The organism is Neobacillus sp. NRS-1170 (assembly GCF_050468025.1).
This window is the reverse complement of the sequence record NZ_JBITPF010000023.1, coordinates 17,531-42,861: the sequence shown is the minus strand read 5'-3', so window position 1 is coordinate 42,861 and position 25,331 is coordinate 17,531. Positions and strand designations below refer to the sequence as shown.

General features: G+C 37.5%; 20 protein-coding genes. 4 read left to right on the top strand and 16 right to left on the bottom strand.

Features of this window, described 5'->3' with window-relative positions; translation table 11 throughout:
* Nucleotides 1–3: 3 nt before the first annotated feature.
* From ACIFOT_RS09670 to uxaC, 6 genes are all read right to left on the bottom strand, one after another.
* Nucleotides 4–1,008, bottom strand: coding sequence for a Gfo/Idh/MocA family protein (locus ACIFOT_RS09670; protein WP_430064153.1), 1,005 nt, complete (start codon nucleotides 1,006–1,008; stop codon nucleotides 4–6).
* A gap of 64 nt (nucleotides 1,009–1,072) precedes the next feature.
* Nucleotides 1,073–2,233, bottom strand: a complete 1,161-nt coding sequence (locus tag ACIFOT_RS09665; RefSeq protein ID WP_430064151.1) for a Gfo/Idh/MocA family protein — start codon at nucleotides 2,231–2,233, stop codon at nucleotides 1,073–1,075.
* A 2-nt stretch (nucleotides 2,234–2,235) separates the two neighbouring features.
* Nucleotides 2,236–3,123 carry a sugar phosphate isomerase/epimerase family protein gene (locus ACIFOT_RS09660; RefSeq protein WP_430064149.1) on the bottom strand — a complete coding sequence of 296 codons (888 nt, stop codon included), beginning with the start codon at nucleotides 3,121–3,123 and terminating at the stop codon, nucleotides 2,236–2,238.
* The gene (locus ACIFOT_RS09655) at nucleotides 3,120–4,019 is read right to left on the bottom strand and encodes an AraC family transcriptional regulator (protein ID WP_430064148.1); all 900 of its coding nucleotides are present in this window, start codon (nucleotides 4,017–4,019) and stop codon (nucleotides 3,120–3,122) included. Before ACIFOT_RS09655 ends, ACIFOT_RS09660 begins: the two co-directional genes overlap by 4 nt.
* 203 nt (nucleotides 4,020–4,222) lie before the next feature.
* The gene (gene gndA / locus ACIFOT_RS09650; protein WP_430064146.1) at nucleotides 4,223–5,635 is read right to left on the bottom strand and encodes an NADP-dependent phosphogluconate dehydrogenase; all 1,413 of its coding nucleotides are present in this window, start codon (nucleotides 5,633–5,635) and stop codon (nucleotides 4,223–4,225) included.
* Between the two features lie 53 nt (nucleotides 5,636–5,688).
* Nucleotides 5,689–7,092, bottom strand: coding sequence for a glucuronate isomerase (gene uxaC / locus ACIFOT_RS09645; RefSeq protein ID WP_430064144.1), 1,404 nt, complete (start codon nucleotides 7,090–7,092; stop codon nucleotides 5,689–5,691).
* Between the two features lie 206 nt (nucleotides 7,093–7,298).
* Between uxaC and ACIFOT_RS09640 the strand changes: the two genes are divergently transcribed.
* Complete coding sequence (locus ACIFOT_RS09640) at nucleotides 7,299–8,492, top strand: ROK family protein (protein ID WP_430064142.1); 1,194 nt, start codon at nucleotides 7,299–7,301, stop codon at nucleotides 8,490–8,492.
* A gap of 128 nt (nucleotides 8,493–8,620) precedes the next feature.
* Here ACIFOT_RS09640 and ACIFOT_RS09635 read toward each other — a convergent pair whose 3' ends face one another.
* Complete coding sequence (locus tag ACIFOT_RS09635; RefSeq protein ID WP_430064140.1) at nucleotides 8,621–10,030, bottom strand: MFS transporter; 1,410 nt, start codon at nucleotides 10,028–10,030, stop codon at nucleotides 8,621–8,623.
* Nucleotides 10,031–10,518: 488 nt separating this feature from the next.
* Here ACIFOT_RS09635 and ACIFOT_RS09630 point away from each other — a divergent pair, with 488 nt between their 5' ends.
* Both ACIFOT_RS09630 and ACIFOT_RS09625 read left to right on the top strand, forming a co-directional pair.
* Entirely contained in the window at nucleotides 10,519–11,673 is a 1,155-nt protein-coding gene (locus ACIFOT_RS09630; protein ID WP_430064138.1) for a diguanylate cyclase domain-containing protein, read from the top strand.
* Nucleotides 11,674–11,815: 142 nt separating this feature from the next.
* Entirely contained in the window at nucleotides 11,816–13,075 is a 1,260-nt protein-coding gene (locus ACIFOT_RS09625; protein WP_430064136.1) for an ATP-binding protein, read from the top strand.
* Nucleotides 13,076–13,118: 43 nt separating this feature from the next.
* On the opposite strand, the gene ACIFOT_RS09620 is transcribed toward ACIFOT_RS09625, so the two are convergent.
* From ACIFOT_RS09620 to nagA, 4 genes are all read right to left on the bottom strand, one after another.
* Nucleotides 13,119–14,153 (bottom strand): CAP domain-containing protein, encoded by a 1,035-nt coding sequence (locus tag ACIFOT_RS09620; protein WP_430064134.1) that lies wholly within the window; start codon nucleotides 14,151–14,153, stop codon nucleotides 13,119–13,121.
* Between the two features lie 149 nt (nucleotides 14,154–14,302).
* Complete coding sequence (locus tag ACIFOT_RS09615; protein WP_430064133.1) at nucleotides 14,303–15,025, bottom strand: GntR family transcriptional regulator; 723 nt, start codon at nucleotides 15,023–15,025, stop codon at nucleotides 14,303–14,305.
* Nucleotides 15,026–15,087: 62 nt separating this feature from the next.
* A complete protein-coding gene (gene nagB / locus ACIFOT_RS09610) occupies nucleotides 15,088–15,825 on the bottom strand; it encodes a glucosamine-6-phosphate deaminase (protein ID WP_430064132.1) in 738 nt (245 codons plus the stop codon).
* Nucleotides 15,812–17,020: an N-acetylglucosamine-6-phosphate deacetylase gene (gene nagA, locus ACIFOT_RS09605; protein ID WP_430064131.1), complete on the bottom strand. Its 1,209-nt coding sequence runs from the start codon at nucleotides 17,018–17,020 to the stop codon at nucleotides 15,812–15,814. The genes nagB and nagA overlap by 14 nt, the downstream gene beginning before the upstream one ends.
* Nucleotides 17,021–17,280: 260 nt before the next feature.
* On the opposite strand from nagA, the gene nagE reads away from it, so the two are divergent.
* Nucleotides 17,281–19,170 (top strand): N-acetylglucosamine-specific PTS transporter subunit IIBC, encoded by a 1,890-nt coding sequence (gene nagE, locus ACIFOT_RS09600; RefSeq protein WP_430064129.1) that lies wholly within the window; start codon nucleotides 17,281–17,283, stop codon nucleotides 19,168–19,170.
* A gap of 41 nt (nucleotides 19,171–19,211) precedes the next feature.
* Here the strand turns inward: nagE and yhbH are convergent, their stop codons facing one another.
* The 5 genes from yhbH to ACIFOT_RS09575 all read right to left on the bottom strand — a co-directional run bounded on the left by yhbH (nucleotide 19,212) and on the right by ACIFOT_RS09575 (nucleotide 25,259).
* Nucleotides 19,212–20,378: a sporulation protein YhbH gene (gene yhbH / locus ACIFOT_RS09595; protein WP_430064128.1), complete on the bottom strand. Its 1,167-nt coding sequence runs from the start codon at nucleotides 20,376–20,378 to the stop codon at nucleotides 19,212–19,214.
* Between the two features lie 236 nt (nucleotides 20,379–20,614).
* Entirely contained in the window at nucleotides 20,615–22,510 is a 1,896-nt protein-coding gene (locus ACIFOT_RS09590) for a PrkA family serine protein kinase (protein ID WP_430064126.1), read from the bottom strand.
* Between the two features lie 525 nt (nucleotides 22,511–23,035).
* The gene (gene nfsA, locus ACIFOT_RS09585) at nucleotides 23,036–23,785 is read right to left on the bottom strand and encodes an oxygen-insensitive NADPH nitroreductase (RefSeq protein WP_430064124.1); all 750 of its coding nucleotides are present in this window, start codon (nucleotides 23,783–23,785) and stop codon (nucleotides 23,036–23,038) included.
* A gap of 56 nt (nucleotides 23,786–23,841) precedes the next feature.
* Complete coding sequence (gene trmL / locus ACIFOT_RS09580) at nucleotides 23,842–24,315, bottom strand: tRNA (uridine(34)/cytosine(34)/5-carboxymethylaminomethyluridine(34)-2'-O)-methyltransferase TrmL (protein ID WP_430064123.1); 474 nt, start codon at nucleotides 24,313–24,315, stop codon at nucleotides 23,842–23,844.
* Between the two features lie 71 nt (nucleotides 24,316–24,386).
* Nucleotides 24,387–25,259, bottom strand: coding sequence for an amidase domain-containing protein (locus tag ACIFOT_RS09575; protein ID WP_430064121.1), 873 nt, complete (start codon nucleotides 25,257–25,259; stop codon nucleotides 24,387–24,389).
* Between the last annotated feature and the right edge of the window lie 72 nt (nucleotides 25,260–25,331).

Here is a 25,331-nt window from a genome sequence, read left to right as displayed (position 1 = left end):
TGCTTATCCCTCCAATTTGATAGTTTTTTTCATATCCGAAGATTTACGAATCGCATCGATCATTTGAATGGATAGAAGTGCATCCTTTGCATGAACATAATTATCTGTACCTTGTTCAATACACTGATAGAATTGATGAATTAACTTTACATGGCTCGCACCATAATAAAATTTAGATCCAGGGAGTTTTGCATCCTCTATTAAATCTTCCTTTTTGCCATTTTCAGTAACTCGAGTTAAGATGTTGTCTTTAATCGTAAATTTTCCTTTTTCAAAAATTACCTCAAGTTCGACGCTTGAATTTTCTGCATTTGCATTTGTAGCAAAGAACAAGCCAGTAGCACCGTTTTCAAATTGAATGCGGGCTGATGCAGTGTCTTCGACTTCAATTCCATAATCAAGCAGTTGATCAAGATTTCCGCGAATGGATTCGATTTTACCGCCAAGTAATTGCATCAAGTCCAGCGTATGAAGTGCCTGATTTATCATGACACCGCCGCCGGCAAATTCCATTTGTCCACGCCATGAGTTTACGTCATAATAAGATTTCGGTCTATACCAAGCGACAAGCCCTTTAATTCCAACAATCTTTCCATATTCGCTGCTAAGAGCAATTTTTTGGAGCATTTCAAACGACTCATTATATCTGTTTTGGAAGCAGACACAGACTTTTACCTCCTGATGTGCTTCCTCCAGATAAACGATCTCGAGTGCCTCCTCCGTATTTAATCCAAGCGGCTTTTCAAGAAACACATGGACGCCCTTTTCTACACATGCCTTTGTGACTGGATTGTGCAGATAATGCGGCAGGCAAATATGGACGACATCAAGTGCTTCTGATTCCAGCATGTCTTGATAGTCAATATAAAAACGAGCTTCTGGAACAATATTTCTTAATTCTTCATCAACATCACAAACTGCAATAAGTTCTACATTTGGGTTTGCTTTAATTGCAGGCGAATGAATTTTAGAAATATCACCAAGCCCAATTAACGCTGCTTTTAGCATAACTATTCCCCTCTTTAAAACGAACTCAAAGCCTTTCAGCGATGAGTTCGTTTATTGTGATAGATTAGCCTCTTACAGGATATTTACCTTCTTCAGCAATTCTTTTATTTAATTCTTTCAGGAATAAATCTTCATCAAATGGTACTTCTACTTCTTTTCCTAACCAGCTTGAAAGATGAATTGCATTTGCAAGTCTAACACCATTTATGCCATCGCTGCCTGGAGCTAATAGTGGAGTACCCTCTACAATTGCCGAAGCAAAGTCTTCTAATACGGCAATGTGCTGTTCGCCCCATACGCTGCCAAACTCAAGCACTTCCTCGGTGAAAATATCATCTGCATTTCCGCCTATGAAAATTTTCATTACATCCTGCATGCTCATGGTAGCGCTCATTTCATTTTCCGGCTTAACAAGACGTTTAATTGTTACCTTTTTGCTGTCATCCACTACAATTTTCCCTTTATCTCCTAGGATCTCAAAACGGTCTGTCCCTACAATGTCATGTGTACAGGTAACAAATACACCTGTTGCACCATTGCCATAGTCAAGTACTGCTGTTACTTCATCTTCTACTACAATGTCTCTTTGGTAGCCATATTTTACATTGGAATAAACCTTTTTCGGCATTCCGCAAATCCATTGAAGCAAGTCGATTTGGTGTGGAGCTTGGTTAACAAGGACACCGCCGCCTTCGCCGCCCCATGTTGCTCTCCATTCACTTTGGTTATAATAACCTTGTGGTCTCCACCAAGTAGTAATGACCCAGTTTGTACGGCGGATATTACCAATTTCACCATTATCAATAATTTCTTTTACTTTTTGATAAAGTGGATTTGTCCGTTGGTTAAACATGATTCCAAACTTAACCTCTGGCTTAGTTGCAGCAAAATCATTTAACTCTTGAACCTGTTGTGTATAAACACCAGCTGGTTTTTCAACTAATGCATGGATGTCTCTCTTTAACGATTCAATTCCCATTTCTGGGTGTAAATAGTGAGGTACACATGTAACCACTGCATCAACAGTGCCACTTTCTAGCATATCAATATAGTTATCATAGAAAGGGACATCAGGATACTTTTCCTGAGCTAATTGCTTTTTAGCAGGATCAGCATCACAAATGGCACCGATTTCCATATTTTTCACTTTGCCTTCTGCAATGAAACCTGCATATGCACCGCCTTGAGCACCTAAACCAATAATCCCCAATCTAACATTAGCCATAATTACATTTCCCCGCTTTCAATTTTAGATAGAATTTCTATTAGTGCTTCATATTGAAGTTTATAACCGCCTGCACCATCAAGTCCCTTGTTATCCTTGATAATTTCAGAAGCATCTTCAAGCTCTAAATCTTTTAAAGAATCAAACAGAACCAAATGGGGCTCTAAAGTTAAGAAGCCTTTATAGCCTGATTTAATAAATTGGGAGAGCAGCTCTGGTATTTTCCCTTCTCCTGTTCCGCAGACAACATTTTCGTTATCAGATGATACAGCATCTTTAATGTGTATATAAACGACTTCATCTTTAAGTAAGTCGTAGCAAGCTTGAGTGTCCTCGCCACATTGAACAAAGTTAGCAAAATCGAAAATCGCCTTAAAATTTGGAGAGTCAACCGCTTTCAAAATCGAATGGCAGCGTCTTGCAATATCACCGAAAATATCTTTCTCATTTTCATGTAATAAAATGACATGATATTCAGCAGCAATTGATGCAAATTGCTTTAACTTGCTGATAACATGCTCTCGATAGAGATCAGCGTCCTCACCTTTTGGTATATAGAAACTGAATAATCGGATATACTTGCAATCTAGTAAAATACTAATTTTGCAAAGCTCTTCAAGCATCACCTTTTGTTTAGCAAAACCCTCTTCATCATTTATAAAGATCTTTCCAATCGGCGATCCGATAGAAGAAACGCCTATTCCGGCTTTTTGTAAACGAGGTTGCACATTTTCTTTGATTTCGGCAAAAGAAAAGTCGCCAATATTTTTCCCATCAATCCCACGCAGTGATAGATAACGCATGCCAAGGTTTGCAACAACCTCGAGCTGAGTATCAAAATCAGATGAGATTTCATCAGAAAAGCCGGAAATCATTAAATCCTTATTCATGAATATAAATCCTCCTTTTTTACAGTATTTCGTTTATTTTTCCGATAATTGGACGGCGTCACGCCCACCTTTTCTTTAAAGAAACGGCTGAAATGGGCCATACTTTCAAAGCCTGTTGCTCGAGCAACCTCAGATAACGTTCGATCTGGTTCCATTTCTAGTAAATACTTTACTTGATTAAGTCGGCAGCCCATCACATATTCCATAATCGTATATCCTGTTACTTCCTTAAAGACATGAGAAGTATAATATTTACTCAAATTTAGCTCAGCGGCAATTCGGTCCAATGTTATCTTTTCGGAATAATGATCATTTATCCAAGTTGCAATAGACTCGGCATGTTGTTCCTTCTCTGCCTTTTTGCCTGGGAGCTGAGCCAAATCCTTTTGACTCATTTTATAAATTCCTAACAATAATTGAACGAGCTCAAGCCTTACTTCTGCTTCTAATTGGTCATTTTTCTCGTGATTTCGCTGTTTTTCTTCATCCATTTCCGCGATTAGGCCGGCAATTTTCTTGATTCTCCCATCGACAAATTGCCCTGATTCATCATACCCGGTACGAAGCAAATAATTATTTAGCTTTTGAAATGGGTCTAATAAATAAGGCATTCCTAGGACTGACAAAATCTCATCTAACCAGGTAGGAGAAAAATGAAGCATGCTCCTAGTGTACGTGCTGCCCGGCCTTGGATTTGGTTTATGCAAGGTTAGGCCATCCAGAAGGATAATATCCCCCGGCTGCAACTCATAAATTCGATTGTTAATTAAATACTTACAATCTCCAGAATGAAAAAAGTAAATCTCATATTCCTGGTGTGAATGAAATTGAAAGCTATTAGATTCTACCCCTCGAACTCGATAAAAAGCATTTATCCACTCATTCATTAATTTCATGATCTCACACCCTTTTGAGTAAGCGCTAACAAATTTGTTTGTTAACTTAACATACTTTAATTTTATTAAAAATAAAGACAAAAATCATTCTCTAAAACTGCTTTGTTATTATATATTTTTGACTAAGATTGCTTTTTATATATTTATTTCAGAAAAAAGAGACAAAACCATTGGTAAGTTTTGTCCCTTTTTGCCGGTTAAGATTATTCCATCCAGTTTGTATGAAAAACGCCATCTTTATCGACACGTTGATACGTATGAGCACCAAAGTAGTCACGTTGTGCCTGAAGCAAGTTCGCTGGAAGAGTTTCAGTCCGATAGCTGTCATAGTATGCAATGGCACTCGCAAATGACGGCACAGGAATACCGCGTTCAATCGCCATAGCCAGAACTTGACGTAATTCCTTCTGATAGCTTTCTACGATTTCTTTAAAATAAGGATCTAATAAAAGATTTGCTAATTGTGGCTCACGGTCATAGGCATCCTTAATTTTTTGCAGGAATTGGGCACGAATGATACAACCGCCTCGGAAAATCATTGCGATATCGCCGTAACGAAGATTCCATTCGTATTCTTCCGATGCAGCCCGCATTTGGGCAAATCCTTGTGCATAAGAGCAAATTTTACTCATATATAAGGCTTTTCGAACCGCTTCAATCAGTTCTTCTTTATTACCTTCAAATGGTTTAACTGCTGGGCCATTCAGGATTTTACTTGCTTGAATACGCTCCTCTTTCATGGCTGAAATAAAGCGGGCAAAGACGGATTCAGTAATGATTGGCAGCGGTACTCCAAGATCTAAGGCATTTTGGCTTGTCCATTTTCCTGTGCCTTTTTGTCCGGCAGTATCTAAAATCATTTCTACAAGAGGTTTGCCAGTTTCTTCGTCAACCTTTGTAAAAATATCTGCTGTAATTTCGATTAAATAACTGTCTAATTCCCCTTTATTCCATTCTGCAAATACTTCATGAAGTTCTTCTGCATTCAAACCAAGGACATTTTTCAAGATAAAATATGCTTCACAAATTAATTGCATATCGCCGTATTCAATGCCATTATGAACCATTTTTACATAGTGACCTGCTCCATTTGGTCCAATATAAGTACAGCAGGGGTCTCCGTTAACTTTAGCAGAAATGGCTTCAAAAATAGGTTTGACCAGCTCATAAGCTTCTTCTTTACCGCCTGGCATGATGGCAGGACCTTTTAATGCACCTTCTTCCCCTCCGGAAACACCTGTGCCAATAAAATGGAAGCCTGCTGTTTCAAGCTCCTTATTTCGTCTAATTGTATCCTGGAAGAAGGTATTTCCGCCATCGATCAGGATATCGCCTTCTTCAAGGTAAGGTTTTAGCGAATTAATCGTAGCATCTGTTGCTGTGCCGGCTTTTACCATCAATAAGATTTTTCTTGGCTCTTCTAGTGAATTGACAAACTCTTTGACAGTGCGGGCTCCAACAAAGTTTTTACCTTCTGCTTCATTCTTTAAAAACTCTTCAGTTTTTTCGTATGAACGGTTAAAGACTGCAACAGAATAACCTCTGCTTTCAATATTTAAAGCCAGGTTTCTCCCCATTACAGCTAAACCAACAACACCAATTTGTTGTTTCGACATCTCATATCCCTCAACTTTCCTAGTTATGTTATCTTTTATAATTGTAAACCTTTTTAACGTTGTAAAAAATATTTTTCTGCATTGTAATAGCCGATATTCCTTACCATCTGCTCTAGGAATTCCATATTATTTGGAGCAAAGCCTTTTTCCACCCATTCTCCTAAAATGTTACAGAGAATTCGGCGGAAATAGTCGTGGCGGGCATATGAAAGGAAGCTCCGGGAGTCCGTCAACATGCCAATAAAATGGCTAAGTAGTCCAACGTTAGCAAAATCCTTCATTTGCTTTTCCATGCCATCAATATGGTCGAGGAACCACCAGCCGGAACCTAATTGAACTTTTCCAGGAATACCTTCTTCATAGAAGTTCCCCATCATTCCTGCAAGAACTACATTATCTTTAGCATTTAGATTAAACAAAACTGTCCTTGGTAAAGCATCCTCTTTGTCCAGAGCATCTAGGAATCGAGACAATCCTTCAGCAAAGTTCGCTTCACCAACAGAGTCAAAGCCTGTATCTGGACCTATAAGTTCTTTCATTTTAGAATTGTTATTTCTTAGTGCTCCCATATGAAGCTGCATAACCCATTGTTTTTCAGCATACATTTTTCCAAGCTCTTTCAATAAGAAAGCACGATAGGCCACTAATTCATTATTAGATAGTTGCTCTCCGCTTATACGCTTATTAAAGATCTTTTCAACCTCTTCTTTTGCCGTTTCTACATATTCCATTTTTTGAATATCATGGTCAGATGCCCGCCCGCCATTTTCATGAAAGAAATCAACACGGTGCTTTAATGCCTGTAAAAATGCATCCACAGAATTAACCTTAATTCCGGAAACTTCACTTAATTTTTCAATCCAAGGTTCAAATGTAGGACGCTCAATTAAAAGTGCCCCATCAGGTCGGAATGTCGGTGCAATAATTGCTTTAAAGGAATCATCATTTTTTAATAATTTGTGGTATTCAAGTGTTGAAACTGGGTCATCTGTTGTGCCGATAAATTTCACGTTCGAACGTTCGATAAAAGCTCTTGGTCTAAAATCCGGCTGCTTTAACTTTTCATTACATTCCTCGTAAATCTCACGGGCTGTTTCCGGACTAAGTGTTTTTTCAATACCAAAAAACATTTTCAATTCCATATGTGTCCAATGATAAAGCGGATTTCCAATAATATAAGGAACGGTTTCAGCCCAAGCAGCAAATTTCTCCCAATCACTTGCATCCCCAGTAATAAAACGTTCACTATTACCATGCATTCGCATTAATCGCCATTTGTAATGGTCCCCGCCTAGCCATACCTGTGTAATATTTTCATAAGGCTTGTTCTCCCAAACCTCTTGTGGATTTAAATGGCAGTGAAAATCAAAAATCGGCAGCCATGTAACAGCATTTTCATAAAGCTGAACGGCTGTGTCTGTGTTGAGTAAAAACTGTTTGTCTAAAAAGGCTTTCATAATGTCCCCTCCATATCTGTAAACCCTTACAATGTTTATAAAAAAAATAAAGTGTTTTATTTTTTAATTTGTTTAGTGAACAAATTAATTATACACCTAATTTAACATGATTATTTTGTTTAGTCAATTAACAGTTTATGAATAAATTGAAATAACCTGTTATAATAGTAATATATTTAATGATCTGCGTGAAATGGAGGATATTAATGATTACCGGCGATGCGGCTTATATAAAAAAAATCAACCGCTCCTTAATTATTCGAGAAATTGTCAAAGAAGGAATGATTTCGAGGGCAGATTTATCCAAAGTTACGGCCTTAACAAGAGCAACCATCTCAGCGCAGGTGGCTGATTTATTAGATGAGGGGCTTATTATCGAAACACAGCTTGAACACAATTCAGTCGGCAGGAAGCCAATTATGCTATCTTTAGATGGCCAAGCAGGGTATGCCCTAGGTATTGACCTTGATTATGGACAAATTTCTTTTACACTTTCGAATCTTGTTGGTCATCCTATCTCTTCAAATTTTATTGAAATAAATACAACTGAATACTCTGAGATTCTTCCCCTTTTAGTTAAACAAATTAAACAATATGAGACTGCGTACTCCGATAGTCGTTACGGTATAGTGGGGATTGTCATTGCGATCCATGGTCTTGTGGCAAAAGATGAGATAATTCATTATGTTCCACGCCTGCATTGGAACGATCTTGACCTTAAAGGTAATTTGGAAAGACAGATTAATATCCCTATCTATATTGAAAACAATGCAAATCTCTCTTCATTTGCAGAACGTGTATTTTTTCATCACGAAACAGAAAATCTTTTAAGTACATCCCTTTACTCCGGGATTGGCCTCGGAATGATGATGAAAAATGAGTTTTTTCGAGGTTATGACGGTTTTGCAGGTGAAGCAGGTCATATGATCATTGTGCCAGATGGCAGACCTTGTAATTGTGGAAATAAAGGTTGCTGGGAAAAATACTCTTCAGAATCAAGAATTTTTGAATTTCTTTCTGAAACAAGGAACATTAAGAATTTAACATATAATCAAATTCAGAAAATGCTTGATGAAGGTGATCAAGAAGTTCATGAAATGATGGAGCAATTCATATATTATCTCTCTATCGGTTTAAATAATTTGATTAATATGTATAACCCGGAAGTGCTTGTCCTTGATAGTGAATTACTGCGAATGTATCCAGACTCTTTAACAAAAATTAAGGAAAAACTAAATTCCTCCATCAGCCACTATCGGGAGTTAACATTATCCCATATCGGAAAAAAATCATGTGTTCTCGGAGCATGTGCCCTTGCAATCAAACATTTTTTAGATGTGCCTATGCTGAACTTATCCTATGACCAGCAAGCCACACGAAATGAAAGCGCACTCATTTAGGCGTTTTTACAATAGTAAAACCCCTTTTAGCAAGGAAGCTGAAAGGGGTTTTTTCTTATGCACTTTTTAATTTTCATTCGAATTTTTTATTTTTAATTCTTCTACAATATTTTTGTATTTTCATCAGATTAAGAATTTCTTTTTTCTGCTAAATCAATGGCAAGCTGTTTTGTTTTCACTTTATTTAATGGATATAAGAAGACAAGAATTAAGAAAATCACAAATAAGACAATGAATGGAACTAGTGTACCTAAAGTATGAATCCCATCTAGTGTGCTTTGAGCTTGGGCTTTTAGAGTTGGGTTATATCCAACTGCAGCAATCGCATAACCGCCAAGACCACCGGCAATTGCCTGACCCACTTTACGTGCAAAAGAATAGATTGAGTAAACGGTTCCATCTTCTCGTAATCCAGTTAAATATTCATGATAATCGATAACGTCAGTTACAAACGCCCAAACTACTAAATTAAAAATTCCATAGCCAAACATTGCGATTGATAAAATTCCAGTAAATTGATTTGCCGTTAAGTTAGGCATTAAATATAAAGCACCATAAACCACTGCGGCAAGTAGAATACCTGCAGATGCAATTTCTTTTTTACCGAATTTAGCAACTAACGGTTTAATTAAAGGCATACCCACAAATACTGCTACAGATTGAATAAGTCCTACCATACTTAGTGCTTTTGTGTTGCCAAAATAATCTTTAAATAGGTAGACGTTTACCGTACCAATTAACATGAAACATACCATAAAGGTTAAAGAAGCGATTAAAATCCATAATAATGGCTTATTTTTTACAAGACCTCTCATTGTTTGGCTTAATTTGACTTTTGGTTTTTCTGTTTCATCCATTACAATACGTTCAACTGACAATTTATAACATGCCATATAACATGCGATTGAAAGAACTCCAAAAATAATTGCACCTAATAAGAAGTGATTTGCATCTGCTTTATTGTTTACGAACAAAATCATCGGACCAACAACGTTAATGATTAAACCTGCCAAATTGCCACCTAATGTACGGAAGCTTGATAGGCTTGTACGCTCAACAGGATCACTTGTAATAACGGATGCCATTGAACCATAAGGAATGTTAACAGTACTATATAAGGTTCCCCACAAAATATAGGTTACAAATGCATAGGCTTCATAAAATCCTGTTGACATTCCTGGAATGTGAACAAACATTAAGACACCTGTAATAACAAGCGGAAAGGACATTCTAAAAATCCAAGGTCTAAACTTTCCATTTTTACCTGCTTTTCTTGTATCAATAAAACGTCCCCATGAAACGTCTGCTACAGCGTCCCATAATCGTGCAATTAAAAACAGTGTACCAACATATGCCGGATTAAGACCATAAACGTCTGTATAATAAACCATTAAGAACGCAGCCACTAAAATAAAGAAGAAATCATTCCCGAAATCCCCAAATAAATAACCTAGTTTATCTTTCATTCCAAATGGCTTTGTTTCAGCCATTGGTCCACTTGTTGTTACATCCACTTTAAGCTTAGCATTTTGACTCATCTTTACCCCTCCATAACTAGTTTGATTTTGTTTGGAAAATTTAATATAAATTCTACTAACTCTTTTTGATGAATGACTGACTTTTTAAAAATTTGAAATCCTTTTCATTGTCTTTTAAAAAAATTTAATCTCGAGATTTTATTAATTAGTTTAGTGAACTAATTAATGATATTTGTATCTTATCACCCACTGTTTGGTTCCGTCAATAATATTTTGAAAGCGCTATTAAAAAATTTTTTCCATTTTAAATATTCTGTATTTAATTGGAAATAGGATTTTACTAGACACTTATTGTTCAAGACTTCACCTATTGTTCAAAAATTTAGCTAAAAAAATTGGCAGTAAAGTCTACAAAAAAGAAACTTCCATTTTACTAGAAGTTTCTTTTTTTAATTGTTTATATCAAATTTTGTCGAAAATAGTTAATTTATTATATAATTGGAAGAATAAACCGAGGCAATCACTTTTACAGTCCAGGAGATATATTAATGTTAAAAGATTTTGTTACAAATACCGCTTTTTTAATAGCGGCCTTTTCTCTCATGGGACAAATTTTTAAAGACAGGCCCTTAACCTTCTCAGCCCCTTTATCTACAAAGCTTTATTGGGGACTATCCTTTGGATTTCTTGGAAATATATTAATGGTGTTCAGCATTCATATTAGCACGAATATTATCGCCGATTTAAGACACATCGCTATTGTTATTGCAGCAATTTTCGGCGGCTTTATTCCCGCGTTACTTGCTTCCCTGCTAATTGCAATTGGAAGAATCGTATTTTTTGGCTTTAATCAAGCAGCCCTGCTCCCTTCCTTTGGAGCGCTTTTAACAGGAATAGTCTGTGGAGTAATCTCCAAATTTAGATATCATCCATCGGCAAAAGCATTCGTCATGAATCTGATGGGATTATTGATCATATCATTTATTTTCTTTCTTAGAATTCATGACTTAAACGTCCTGAAGAATGTATTACTAGTTCATTATACATTTTCTTTAATCGGCGGATTTATTGCATACCATTTTTTAGAGTTTGTTGCAAAATCAAATCAGGCACAAAGGGAATTGTATGTAGGCGTCATTAAACTCAGGGAATCTGAGAAAAAATTGCATGAGGCAAATGAGCTTTTGAATCGTTTATCCTTTATGGACGGTTTAACCGGCATTGCCAATCGCAGATATTTTGACCAAACCCTGGAAACAGTGTGGTTCAATTCCATATCTACAAACTCACCTATTTCCTTACTCATGTTCGATATAGATTATTTTAAAAAATACAATGACACATATGGTCATTTATCAGGGGATTTTTGTTTACAAGCTATAGCCCAAGCCATTCAAGACTTGTTTCCATCTGATTCGAGCTATACATTCTGTCGATATGGCGGTGAAGAGTTTGTGCTTATCCTCCCTGCTGCCGTCGAGACGGAAGGCAGAAGAATTGCCCAGCATATTCAAGATACCGTTCAGTCACTCAAGATTCCTCATACAAGTTCGGAGATTGCAAATATTGTCACATTAAGTATTGGTATTGCCACAATGATTCCAGATCCTTCATCAAAGCCGCACCTACTAATTCAAAAGGCGGATACTGCTCTTTATTTATCCAAAACCAAAGGAAGAAACACCGTTTCATCTGTACGCTAGGGGGTTGGGTTAGAACAATCCCCTTTTTTAATAAAATTAATTCTTTTGTTGTGTTTTTTCGAAATATTATGCAAATTTTGTTGTATCTTGTGGGAAATACCTGTAAAATTTTCCTAAAGGCATTTTATGGACGGTGAAATAAATGGAAATTACGAAACACTTTTTCTTAAATCTCACCATTTTAATCATTCTTCTATTTTTTTGTGTCATTTTTTTCGAAAAAAGTAAAAGGACAAATATATCTAAACCTTTTATCATACTATTTTCTATTTTTATTCTTTGGATTTTTATTCAGTTTTCTTATAAACCTGTTTCCTTTGCCAGATATGATTTAAGAATCATACCTTTGGTAATTGGCGGACTTTACGCAGGAATAGGACCTATTCTGATAGCTGCCACAATCATTTTAAGGATTTTCTATGGGATTAATTTAGGTTTTTATCAAACATTACTACTTTATGTTCCACTTAGTATTTTTTTATGGAGACTTTATCCGTGGTTTTCAAGGCAGGTTTCTGCTCGTCGCATTTTCATATCAGTCGTTATGGGTATCATTCTTGGAGCCTTTACTGTTATTGGAATGGAATTTGAAAACACTCATTCTAACCTGTTCGATGCTTTGTTTGCCTACTTAGTGATTCCTCCTCTTGGTATTGGGATTATATCCTATTCTATTGAATTTGTAAGAAGAAATATTGAAATGAGACAGCAGCTCATAAAAGCGGAAAAATTAAAGGCAGTTGAGCAAATGGGAGCAGCAATATCTCATGAGATTCGAAATCCACTTACAGCAGCAAGCGGTTTTGTTCAATTGCTGCAGGATGATTATCTTTCCAGGCAAAAAAGAAAGGAATACCTCTCGATTGTAAAGGAAGAATTAATATCTGCAGAGAGAGTTATTCAGGATTATTTAACGTTTGCTAAGCCCTCATTAGAAACGTTTGAGGAACTTAATGTGAAAAGTGAACTAAGACAAATCATTAATATTCTCCAACCATTAGCTAATCAAAATTCTGTAGAAATTTTAACTGATTTTTCCGTTATAGGTTTCATCAAAGGTGATCAACAGAAATTTCGCCAATGCTTTGTAAATGTGCTTAAGAATGGAATAGAAGCGATGCCAAATGGGGGGTATTTATCTATTACTACTGAGTATACCCAAAACAATGTAACCATTCGAGTGAAAGACACCGGAATTGGCATGACGAGCGAACAACTTGAACGGTTAGGAGAACCGTTTTATTCGACAAAAGGTAAAAACGGCACCGGACTAGGAATGATGGTTGTCTATAGCATTGTTCGGGCAATGGACGGGAACATTTGGGTCGAAAGTGAACTTGGAGTAGGAACAACCTTTCATTTTGAATTTCCAACCATATCTTCTCTAATGAAAAATGAATAATTGTAAAACGACGGGCTAATCATATACCCGTCGTTTTTTTTGATTATTTCCCGATAAACATTTGTGACCAATGTTTACCAGTTCCTTCATAGCCCACTCCAATGTGAGTAAATTTGGAGCTTAAAATGTTTGCACGATGTCCTGGACTGTTCATCCAGGCAGTAACAACTTCCTGTGGTGTGCGCTGGCCTTGTGCAATATTTTCACCTGCTGCTCTATAGGTTACACCAAAATCTCTCATCATGTCGAATGGTGAACCATAAGTTGGGCTGGTATGAGAAAAATAATGATTTTGCTGCATATCGACAGCTTTCTTTTGGGCAACTCCACTTAGCTGTGTATCAGCTTTTAAAGCTGAAAGACCATTTTTACTTCTTTGTGCATTCGTTAAATCAATAACCTGCTGCGCATATTGGCTGACTGCCCCAGTGGTCGGAGCGGGAGCTTGGGTCTGAGCAGGCTGCTTTGGTGCTGGTACGGCCGGCTTTGGTGCTGGTGCGGCTGGCTTTGGTGCTGGCTGAGCCGGCTGTGTTTGATTTGGGGCCGGTGAAGTTACCTTCGGTGTAGGTGCTGTAACTCTCGGCGTTTGTTGTCCGGCTGGTGCTCCAGCATTTGGAGTTTGCTGCTGTAAATACGGCTGAAGTTGCTGCTGTAAATATGGCTGTATTTGCTGCATCATCCCCGACATATTGGCTTGGCTTGGATCAAGACGAACAAATTGGTATTTAGCATCCTTGATTAATACCGCTTGTGTATGCGGATATTGATCGCTGTCTAAGTTTGTTTGATATGCCGAAATCATATCATCTTTATTTCGTTTAATTTTACGATTATCATTAAACAGATTTAAGTCAAGATCCCGGTCATTGTTATTTCTATTAGTGTAATCCTCTGTAAGTGGTCCGTTGTGGTCGATGCCATCATCTCTGCCATTACGGACATCAATAATACGGTTATCCCTATCTGTTATATTCATCCCAGTTCGATCATTTAAATCATTTTTATTATTGTTATTACAAGCAGCAAGTCCCATAGTTAGGACCGCTGTTAAAACTAAACCCACTGGTTTTTTTATCAATTGAAATACCTCCTCCTTGCAAAAAAGAATCACTTGCCTTCTTATTTTTAATTTTTTTGGAGAAAGTATTAATGGTAATAAACGTCTTATTCACCAAGGAATGATAAACAGCAAATAAAATAAAAAAACAGATGCAAGAATGCAGCTGTTTAGCGTTTCATTTGAATCTTAAATTTATATCGGTCTGCTCTATAGACAGATTTAACATATTCAACAGGAGTGCCAGTTTGCAGGTAAGTATTTCGTTGAATCAACATCACCGGCGCCCCTTTGGAAATTTTTAAATGATTTGCTTCGGTTTGACTTGCAATAGAGGACTCGATAACTTGTGAAGCACTATCGATTCTTAGATTCAATTGCCCTTCAATGTAGGCGTATAAGGATTGATTCACAATTTCTTCCGTAAGTCCTTTTATAAGGTTTGCTGAAATATAATTGGTTTCTAAAGCCATGGGAACCCCATCAGCTAAACGAATCCGCTTTATTTCATATACCGGCCCATATTCTTGAATCGTTAACTGCCCGGCAATTTGACTAGTTGCAGGAATGATCTCGAAATGAATTAATTGACTCCCGGGGGAAAGTCCTCTTGAAATCATATCTTCCGTGAAGCTTGTCAGTCCCTGCAAAGGCTGTTCAATTTTCCGTTCGGCGACAAATGTTCCTTTCCCCTGCAAACGATTTAAATACCCCTCATTTACTAGCTGGGTAAAGGCTTGTCTGACTGTCATCCGGCTTATTTTGTACTTTTCAGCATATTCTCTTTCAGGAGGCAACGCATCTCCAGGCATTAATTCACCATTTTCAATTAATTCTTTTATATGTTCTTCCAGTTGATAATAAAGTGGAATGGGGGAGTTTTTATTAATCATCTCCTACATACACCTTTCTAATTTAACTAGGGCAGCCGCAGATTCGCACTTTATTTTATAACTTAACAATGAACCTTTAAACCCGCAACCGCCGCTTTATCTGCAATAATTGTAACACATGGATGATTTTTCAACACAGATGCAGGGAAACTTTCATTTATTTCACCATTTAAAAGCTTGAATAAAGCTTCTTTCTTGCTTTCTCCGGAAACCAAAAGAAGAATTTCTTTACTTTTTAAAATGGATGATATACCCATTGTAATCGCTTTTGTCGGAACTTCTTCTACTCGATTAAAAAATCTGGCGTTAGCATTTATGGTTGAGCGAGCTAATTTGACAATATGGGTAATCGAGTTAAATGAAGTTCCAGGCTCATTAAATCCTATATGCCCGTTACTGCCAATTCCAAGAATTTGCAGATCAATGCCACCATGATTACTAATTAAATCCTCATACCGAAGGCATTCTGCTTCAATATCCTTTATATCACCTTTGGGGATATTGGTTTTATTCATATTAATATCAATATGATTAAAAAGCTGCTCTTTCATGTAATACCGGTAGCTATTCTTATTATCAACTGAGAGACCAATGTATTCATCTAAATTAAAAGTCGTTACATTTTGATAAGAAGTTCCATTCTTTTTGTGGTCTTCAATTAAGTTTTTATAAGTTCCAATTGGTGTCCCGCCTGTGGCGAGTCCCAGCTTTATCCACGGATTTTGACAAACCTTTTGGATAATATAATCAGCGGCTTTTTGACTCATTTCGGCGTAATCTTTCACTTCAATGACTTTCATAGGATAAACCCTCCTTTTTATAGGCAAGTGTGCCGCGGCAAAATGTCATAAACACTTCCATTTTGTCATCCAGGATGACAATGTCAGCATCCTTACCTGCAGCGATACTTCCTTTGTGTTCGAATATATTTAATTGCTTAGCAGGATTTACAGACACCATTTCAACGGCTTCTTCAAGCGAACACCCCGTATAGGCTAAAATATTTTTAACGGCATGCCCTAATTTTAAAATGCTTCCTGCAAGAGTTCCGTCTGCAAGAACGGCTTTTCCATCCTTAACCGTTACCTCTTGTCCGCCAAGATCATACATCCCGTTTTTCAAGCATTTTGCCCTCATAGAATCAGTTATTAATATTAGCCCTTCACTTTGCTTTTCTTTGTAAGCAAGTTTGACCATTTCCGGCCGGACATGTACCCCATCAACTATTATTTCTGCTTTTAATTCATCACGTAAAAATGCGGCGCCTACAACGCCTGGTTCACGGTGATGAAGCCCCCTCATTTGATTGAAGAGGTGTGTGACGTGATTCGCACCAGCTTCGATTGCTTTGCCAACCTGTTCATAAGTTGCGTCCGTATGACCAATGGATGCAACAATTTGATGGTCTTTTAAGTAGCGAATCATTTCAAGTCCGCCAGGCTGCTCAGGCGCTAACGTAACTAGTTTGATCGTATTATTGGAAAGATTTTGCCAGTCCTTGAATAATGCGAGATTTGGGTCAACAATATGCTGAATTGGTTGTGCCCCAGCTCTTTTAGCATTTACAAAAGGGCCTTCAAGATGAATTCCTAGTACTTCAGCCAACCCTTGAAATTTCTGTTCTTTGATGTATCGTCCAGCATTAATTAAAGCATTTTCTATTTGTTTTCCCTCTTGTGTCATAGTTGTAGCTAAAAAGCTGGTAGTCCCTTCTTTTGGCAAGGCAGCCACCATTGTGTCCAGTGCTTCCTTGGTGGCATCCATTGTGTCTGCACCAGCCACTCCATGGATATGAACATCGATAAAGCCTGGAACTGCATTAAAATCGGCAGGTATTTCAATCACGTTATAGATTTCTTCATTACATAGATCTTCTGTAGATCCTATCTCAATAATTTTTTTGTCTTTTATTTTTATATATCCATTTACTATTATGCGGTCTTCTGTATAAACCCTTACGCCCTTCAGTAAAATATGATTAACTTTATGAATCATCTTCAAGACTTCCTTTCAGGTTATATCTAAATCTTAGCATCGCCATTATCTAGTTGTCTATACCAATTTTAGGTTTACGATTTAATTTCATTTAATTATTCCACTATTATATCCATTATTTATGCATATTGACTTAATTCTATAAAATGGGAATTTAAAAATCTAAAAATTGGTATAGACATCTATAATTATCAAGTGGTATAGTGAACTCGTGGAAAAACGCTTACACAAGGATTAACAAATAAAAGGAGTGAATAATTATGTTAGGCTTTTTACAACGAATTGGTAAAGCATTAATGCTTCCGATTGCTGTTTTGCCTGCTGCTGGGCTGCTGCTCCGTTTTGGACAGCCAGATTTATTAAATATTCCATTTATCGCTAACGCCGGAAATGCAATCTTTGCTAACTTAGCCTTAATTTTCGCAATTGGTGTGGCAATAGGTTTTTCAAAAGATAACAATGGTGCCGCTGCTTTATCAGGTGCAATCGGCTATTTGGTTTTAACAGAAGGAACGAAAGCAATCGATAAAAATATTAATATGGGAGTTCTTGGTGGGATTTTAGCCGGAATTATTGCGGGATTATTATACAATCGTTACCGTGATATTAAACTTCCGGAGTGGTTAGGCTTCTTCAGCGGCCGCCGTTTTGTTCCGATAATTACCTCTATCGCAATGGTTATTTTAGCTGGACTTTGTGGGTTTATTTGGCCGCCTATCCAGGATGCCATCAATGGACTCGGCAACTGGATTATCGGTTTAGGCGCAATCGGTTCAGGTATTTTCGGATTTTTAAACCGTCTGCTGATTCCTTTAGGCTTGCACCATGTATTAAACAGCTTGTTCTGGTTCCAATTTGGGGAATATGCCGGTAAAACCGGAGACATTGCTCGATTCTTTGCGGGTGATCCAAATGCTGGCGGCTATATGACTGGCTTCTTCCCGGTTATGATGTTTGGACTTCCTGCAGCTGGACTTGCTATGGTAGCTGCAGCCAAACCAGAAAAAAGAAAAGCTACTTTAGGGATGTTTATTGGGGTGGCATTGACCTCATTCCTAACAGGGATTACAGAACCTATTGAATTTTCCTTCATGTTTATTGCCCCATTATTATATGGAGTGCATGCTGTTTTAACAGGATTATCTTTCGTCATCACTTCGATGCTCGGAATCCGGGATGGTTTTACCTTTTCAGCAGGTGCAATTGATTATGCCTTAAACTTTAATATTGCTGAAAAACCATTATTACTATTAGTAGTAGGACTCGTTTACGCTGTTATTTATTTCGTTATTTTCTATAGTTTAATTAAAGCCTTTAATATTAAAACTCCTGGACGGGAAGATGATGAGGAAAGCTTGGAAAGCGTAACTCCTGAAACGGCTGTTGGCGCCAACAAATATGAAACAATGGCTTATCATTTTATTAATGACATTGGCGGCCGGGAGAATATTACAGCGATTGATAATTGTACAACACGACTTCGCTTAAATATTAAAGATATGGATCAAGTAAAGGATTCTGCTTTAAAAACTCACGGTGCAAAAGGTATTATGAAATTAAATAAAACCAATTTACAGATCGTTGTTGGTACGGAAGTAGAATTCGTTGCAGATGCAATGAAAAGAATTAATACAACTGAAATGAATCCGGATTTGGCTTATGAAACAGCCGAGCCGGTTGAATCAGATGGTCTTTCACCACTTTCTGATAAAGATTTTGTTATGCCAATCGAAGGAGAAATTATCCCGATTACTGAAGTGCCAGACCAAGTATTCTCACAAAAAATGATGGGTGACGGTTTTGGAATTGTTCCATCAAAAGGTACGGTTGTTTCACCAGTTGACGGTGAAATTATGAATGTTTTCCCTACGAAGCATGCCATTGGAATTAAATCTAATCAAGGATATGAAATCCTTATTCATATTGGCTTGGATACCGTCAATTTAAAAGGTGAAGGCTTTACTATACTTGTTGAAGAAGGACAAAAAGTTACGAAAGGTCAGGAAATCCAGAAATTTGATTTAGATTTCCTTAAGAAATCAGTTCCATCAGTTGTAACTCCAGTTATCTTCACAAACTTAACAAAATTAAACGTAAAGAAACAAGGACACTCAGCCCAAGGCCAGGACGGAATCCTCTCAATTGAATAGCAGCAAAAATCGACAGGTACCTGGCACCTGTCGATTTTTTGTTACGCATATTGTTTTGATTCTTCTTTTTGAAAGAAGCTTTTCATCGCATGGAATACATCTGCTTTTTGTTTTAGGATATAGTAGCGGAAATGCTCATCCTTGATGTTTTTGTAAGCGGACATTAAGGTCGAATGGCGATTGTATTGATTTACTTCCCCGTAACCAAACATGTTGGATACCTTCATCAATTCTTCAACCAACTTCACACAACGGGCGTTATCCGATGTGAGATTATCACCGTCTGAAAAGTGGAATGGGTAAATGTTGAATTTTCGTGGATTATATTTAGCGTCAATGATCTCCAGGGCTTTGCGGTATGCGGATGAACAAATCGTTCCACCGCTTTCTCCTTTAGAGAAGAAGTCTTCTTCAGAAACTACTTTTGCCTCAGTATGATGAGCAATAAACTCTATCTCTACCGTTTCATACTTTGTTCGTAAAAATCTTGTCATCCAGAAGAAAAAGCTGCGCGCCATGTATTTCTCCCAAATCCCCATAGATCCACTCGTATCCATCATCGCGATAACAACAGCCTTAGAATCTGGTTTAACTACTTCATTCCAGGTTTTAAATTTTAAATCATCCTTGTAAATCGGGTGGAATGCCGGGTTCCCACTCATGGCATTCCGCTTAAAAGCAGACATCATTGTCCGTTTCTTATCAATGTTCCCCATAAGTCCTGTTTTGCGGATATCATTGAATTCGATGTTTTCAACAAGATGCTCCTGCTCTTCTTTCTTTTTCAGATTTGGAAGCTCCAATTGTTTAAATAAAGCCTCCTCAAGCTCCATTAATGACACTTCGGCTTCAAAATAATCTTCGCCTGCCTGATCTCCTGCTCCCTGCCCTTTGCCTGGAGCTTTTTGCCCGCTGGAACCGTCACGTGCTACTACATCACCGACTTGACTGTCACCTTCACCTTGGCCCACGTGTTTGTTTTTGTCATAATTATAACGAATTTTATATTCGTCCAATGAACGAATTGGGATTTTTACCACATCTCGACCATTAGACATAATTATGCTTTCTTCTGTAATTAAGTCTGGAAGATTGTTGCGAATTGCCTCCTGGACTTTTTCCTGATGCCGCTGCTGGTCATCGTGGCCTTTACGGTGGAGGGACCAATCTTCTCTTGAAATGACAAATTGATGGTTATTATCTGACAATGTAAACCCCTCCTTATTAAATTATTCACTTTCAAAATGCACACTTTTTAATCACACACATACAATAACCCGAATGAAAAAATAGATAAAATATGGATTACTTTATCCTATGCAGAAACCGCGAATAATTTACAAATAATTTTGACAATTGGGTTATTGCCTACTAATTTGGACAAGATTTTTTTTACATGGGAAAAAAACAGACTGGCAGATTGCTTCTACCAGTCCCTTGGCTTTTATCGATTTAATAAACTTCCGACATAGCGCAGCAATTCATTCGCTGAAGTCGAATTATAGCCATGTTCATCAATTAAACGTGCTACTACATCATTAATCTTCTTTAGCTGCTGCTCATCTGGTGTTTTTGAAGACGTAGTTATCTTAACAACATCCTTTAGATCCGCAAATAATTTCTTTTGAATGGCTTCACGAAGTCTATCATGCGAATTATAATCAAACCGCTTGCCTTTTCTTGCAAAGGCTGAAATTCTTATCAATATTTCTTCTCTAAACGCCTTTTTCGCATTTTCAGAGATTCCAATTTGTTCTTCAATCGAACGCATTAATTTTTCATCAGGATTAATTTCTTCCCCTGTTAAAGGATCACGCAGTTTCGCTTTATTGCAGTAAGCTTCAACATTATCCAGATAATTATCCATTAATGTCTTGGCCGATTCTTCATAGGAGTAAACAAAGGCCTTTTGAACTTCATTTTTGGCAATATTATCATACTCTTTTCGAGCAATCGAGATATAATTCATATAACGTTCGCGCAGCTCAGGTGTAATAGATGGATGTTGATCCAGCCCATCTTTTAATGATCTTAATACATCTAAGGCATTAATGGAAGGTACTTCTTTTCTAATGATAGTCGATGAAATCCGGTTAATGACATAACGGGGGTCGATACCGCTCATGCCTTCATCTGGATACTCTTTCTTAAGTTCTTCCACATCAGCAGTATTAAATCCTTCTACATTTTCCCCGTCGTAGAGGCGCATTTTCTTCACTAAATCAATGTCACCTTTTTTAGGATCCTTCAAACGAGTAAGAATGGTAAACATGGCAGCCACTCTTAAGGTATGAGGTGCAATATGGACATCAGAAACATCGCTTTCTCTAATCATCTTTTCATAAATTCTTTCTTCTTGTGAAACCTTTAAATTATAAGGAATCGGCATGACAATAATCCTGGAGTGTAATGCCTCATTCTTCTTATTAGAAATAAAGGAACGATATTCTGTTTCGTTTGTATGCGCAACGATTAGCTCATCCGCGCTAATGAGCGCAAACCGTCCTGCTTTGAAATTTCCTTCTTGAGTTAACGAGAGTAAATGCCAAAGGAATTTCTCGTCACATTTTAGCATCTCCTGGAATTCCATCATCCCACGGTTTGCTTTATTAAGCTCACCATCAAAACGGTAAGCACGTGGATCTGATTCAGAACCAAATTCTGCAATCGTTGAAAAATCAATACTGCCTGTTAAATCTGCAATATCTTGTGATTTTGGATCCGATGGACTAAAGGTACCTATTCCTGTTCGTTTATCCTCTGAGAAAAAGATACGTTCGACTAACACGTCTTCAATTCTGCCGCCATAATCCTGTTCAAGCCGCATCATATTTAGCGGCGAAAGATTTCCTTCAATTCGAATTCCATACTCTTCATAAAAATCTGCCCGTAAATGATGTGGGATTAAATGAAGCGGATCTTCATGCATTGGACAGCCCTTAATGGCGAACACAGACCCTCTAGCAGTGTGAGAATAGCTCTCTAAACCTCTTTTAAGCATCGTTACTAGCGTAGATTTACCGCCGCTCACCGGCCCCATTAATAACAAAATACGTTTTCTTACGTCTAGCCTTTTAGCTGCTGGGTGGAAATATTCTTCAACTAGACGCTCCAGTGCTTCCTCTAAACCGAATAATTGATTGCTAAAAAAATTGTACTTCTTCGTCCCTTTTTCCTCTTCAATTCCTGCATCCTTAATCATATTATAAACTCGAGAATGTGCAGATTGTGCTACCCATGGCTTTTCCTTTAACAACAATAGATAATCAGCGAATGATCCTTCCCAACGCAGTTTTTCCTCTTCTTCTCGATACATCTCGATTTTTTTTAGAATATCCATAAGGCCCTCCCCCGAAAGCTTAATCAGAGACGATTAATATACTCTATGCACGTTGTCTATTGAACATGCGTAACCAATAAGAGATACTGTCTATCTTTTTTGTTTTAATAAAAGGAATATTTCACTTTTCATTTTTTAAAGTTAGGCTATAATAATGATATATATGTGTCTAAATTGAAAAATTGTTTAATGAGGGGGCATTACATAACATGAATACTTTCATCGTCATTTTAGTTTTTATCACGTTTTTAGCAGCAATCTTTACTTCAGGGTATAATGACAAACCAGGAACAAAATAATTCTTCCATACAAAAGGGCTGCTATTTTTTAGCAGCCCTTTTTCATATTAGCTTCGTTAATTGGCATGTTGATTTCCGCTCCAAGCGCTTCGCTTTCCGCGGGCGGTCCGGGGAGCCTCCTCGGCGCTTAGCGCCTCCGGGGTCTCCCCTGCCCCGTCCTCCCGCAGGAGTCTCGCGCCTTCCGCTCCAATCAACATAGTTTCAAGATAAAAAATAACCACAGCCTTCATGTTAAATCTAATTTATTTTTTTGGATAAATTCCTTCATGTACATTCTATTTTGCTTTTCAAGCATTTTTCCCATCTGCTCGGTCCAACGGTCGTTTCTCTTTCCTTCCGTTCTTTGAATATAATAGTTAGATATCAACTCATCATATTCCTCCAGCTGCCGGTTATACATTTCCGTATTTTGTTGATATTCGTCTTCATGGTAAATATGATCAAACGGCAGCCTTGGTTTACGGTCATTTTGTTTTACTGGATAGCCAACCGCTAATCCAAATAAAGGGATTACTCTTTCTGGTGTTTTTAAAACCTTTTGAACTTCCTCGAGTTGGTTGCGAATACCTCCTATGTAACAAATACCAAGTCCCAAAGACTCCGCAGCAATAGCCGCATTTTGTGCTGCTAATGCTGCATCGATGAGAGCAACCATAAATTTTTCCGTGCTTTCAATCGATAAATTGACGTTTTTCTGCTCTTTTTCACCAATAATCGTATGGCGGAAGAGATCTGCACAAAAAACAAAGAAATGGCCATTTTTTTCAACATATTCCTGTCCTCCTGCAAGCTCGGCTAATCTCCTCTTTTTCTCTCTATCCTTAACCCCAATAATTGAGTAGGCCTGGATAAAGCTTGAGGTTGATGCTGATTGAGCAGAACTGACAATCGTTCTTATTTGTTCTTCGGTTAAAGGTTTGTCCTCAAAGTGTCGAATAGAGCGATGATTAAGTATAGTTGCTATCGTTTCATTCATATCCTGTATCCTTTCTTGTTAGCAAAAAGAGGCCCAACCCTAGGACCTCCTTGCAATTATTTCAAATGAACATAGTTTTGCTGGCGAAGTGCTTCATAAATAAGAATCGCCGCTGTATTGGAGAGATTCAAAGAACGAATATTATCATTCATTGGAATCCGTAACGAAACCTCTTTATTTGTTTCAATAACGTCTTTTGGAAGACCTGTTGTTTCACGGCCAAATATAAAATAATAGTCCTTGTCTGGATTACTATAATCAAAGCTGCTATGCGGTTTTTGCCCAAATTTTGTTAAGTAAAAGAATTCCCCGCCCGCATTTTTTTCGTAAAAATCCTCTAATGAATCGTAATATGTGATATTTACATGTTCCCAATAATCTAATCCTGCTCTTTTTAACATCTTGTCATCGGTTGAAAAGCCAAGCGGGCGAATTAAATGTAAAGCGGTATCGGTACCTGCACAGGTTCTCGCTATATTCCCTGTATTTGAAGGAATTTGTGGTTGGTATAGTACTACATTTATGGACACGAATTTCACCTCAGATAAAAAACTCTATCTGAATTATACCACTATGACATTTGCTTTCAAGATAAGTGCCTTTAATCAAGAATATGGTAAAACCTATACTTAATATTTGGAGTATATGCGGAAGAATCTTCATACGCCCAGTATCTCATTCGGCTATTGTAGGTGTGGGCATTTACTAAAGGCATTCCGTTCGCGTCCTTAGCCGTGACAATGGTATTATGGTTGAACCATCCGTCCCCTTCAAAATCATAGCAAATCACATCACCTAATAATAATTGTTCGGGGCTGCTTACCTCTTTTGCCCTTAATCCAGCAGTAGATTTAGATAAATATAAGCGAAGGGAGTTGGCAATTGCCCAGCTATAACTCCAGTTATGATTTTGCATCCACCATCCTGTTCCGCGATTCGGATATCCTCTCATTGGTGCCCCAGCAACATGAAGACATTGGGAGATAAAGTTCGTACAATCATTTTCAAACTTTTTATAGGCTGGATTATAGCTGTTCCACCAGCGTTCCGCATACTGAATCGCTTTTAACCGATTATATTGATAGCTTAAGCGATCGAAGGTATCCGCCATGAAAGGCTCGAAATTCCCCACAGGCTGGGAGCCATTCTCTAAGGGCTTGATTTCCCCATCCATTATTAATGTTTCTTTATAAAATTTGGCTACTCTTTCTTCGACTTCTTCTTCCAAATAAAGATTGCCTTTTTGTTTAATTAAATATTGATAATGAGCATTGTATTTTATCGTTTGAAAATCATCTTCACATGTATTTTCAAGGATCTTCCCAGCTGCTTTCACCTTGACGATTTCTGCTGATCTTTTTGCTAAGGACTCAAGTTTCCTATCTGCTTTTGAAAAATTATCCTTGGAATTTCTGTGATTCTCTACAAATTGTTGAACTCTTTTTTCAAATAGTTCTTGAAGAACTTCACGCATTTTATTCCCTCCTTTCCCTTCATACTTATGAAAGAAATTGAAAAAAAAGAGCGGAACCGTTTTGGTTCGCTC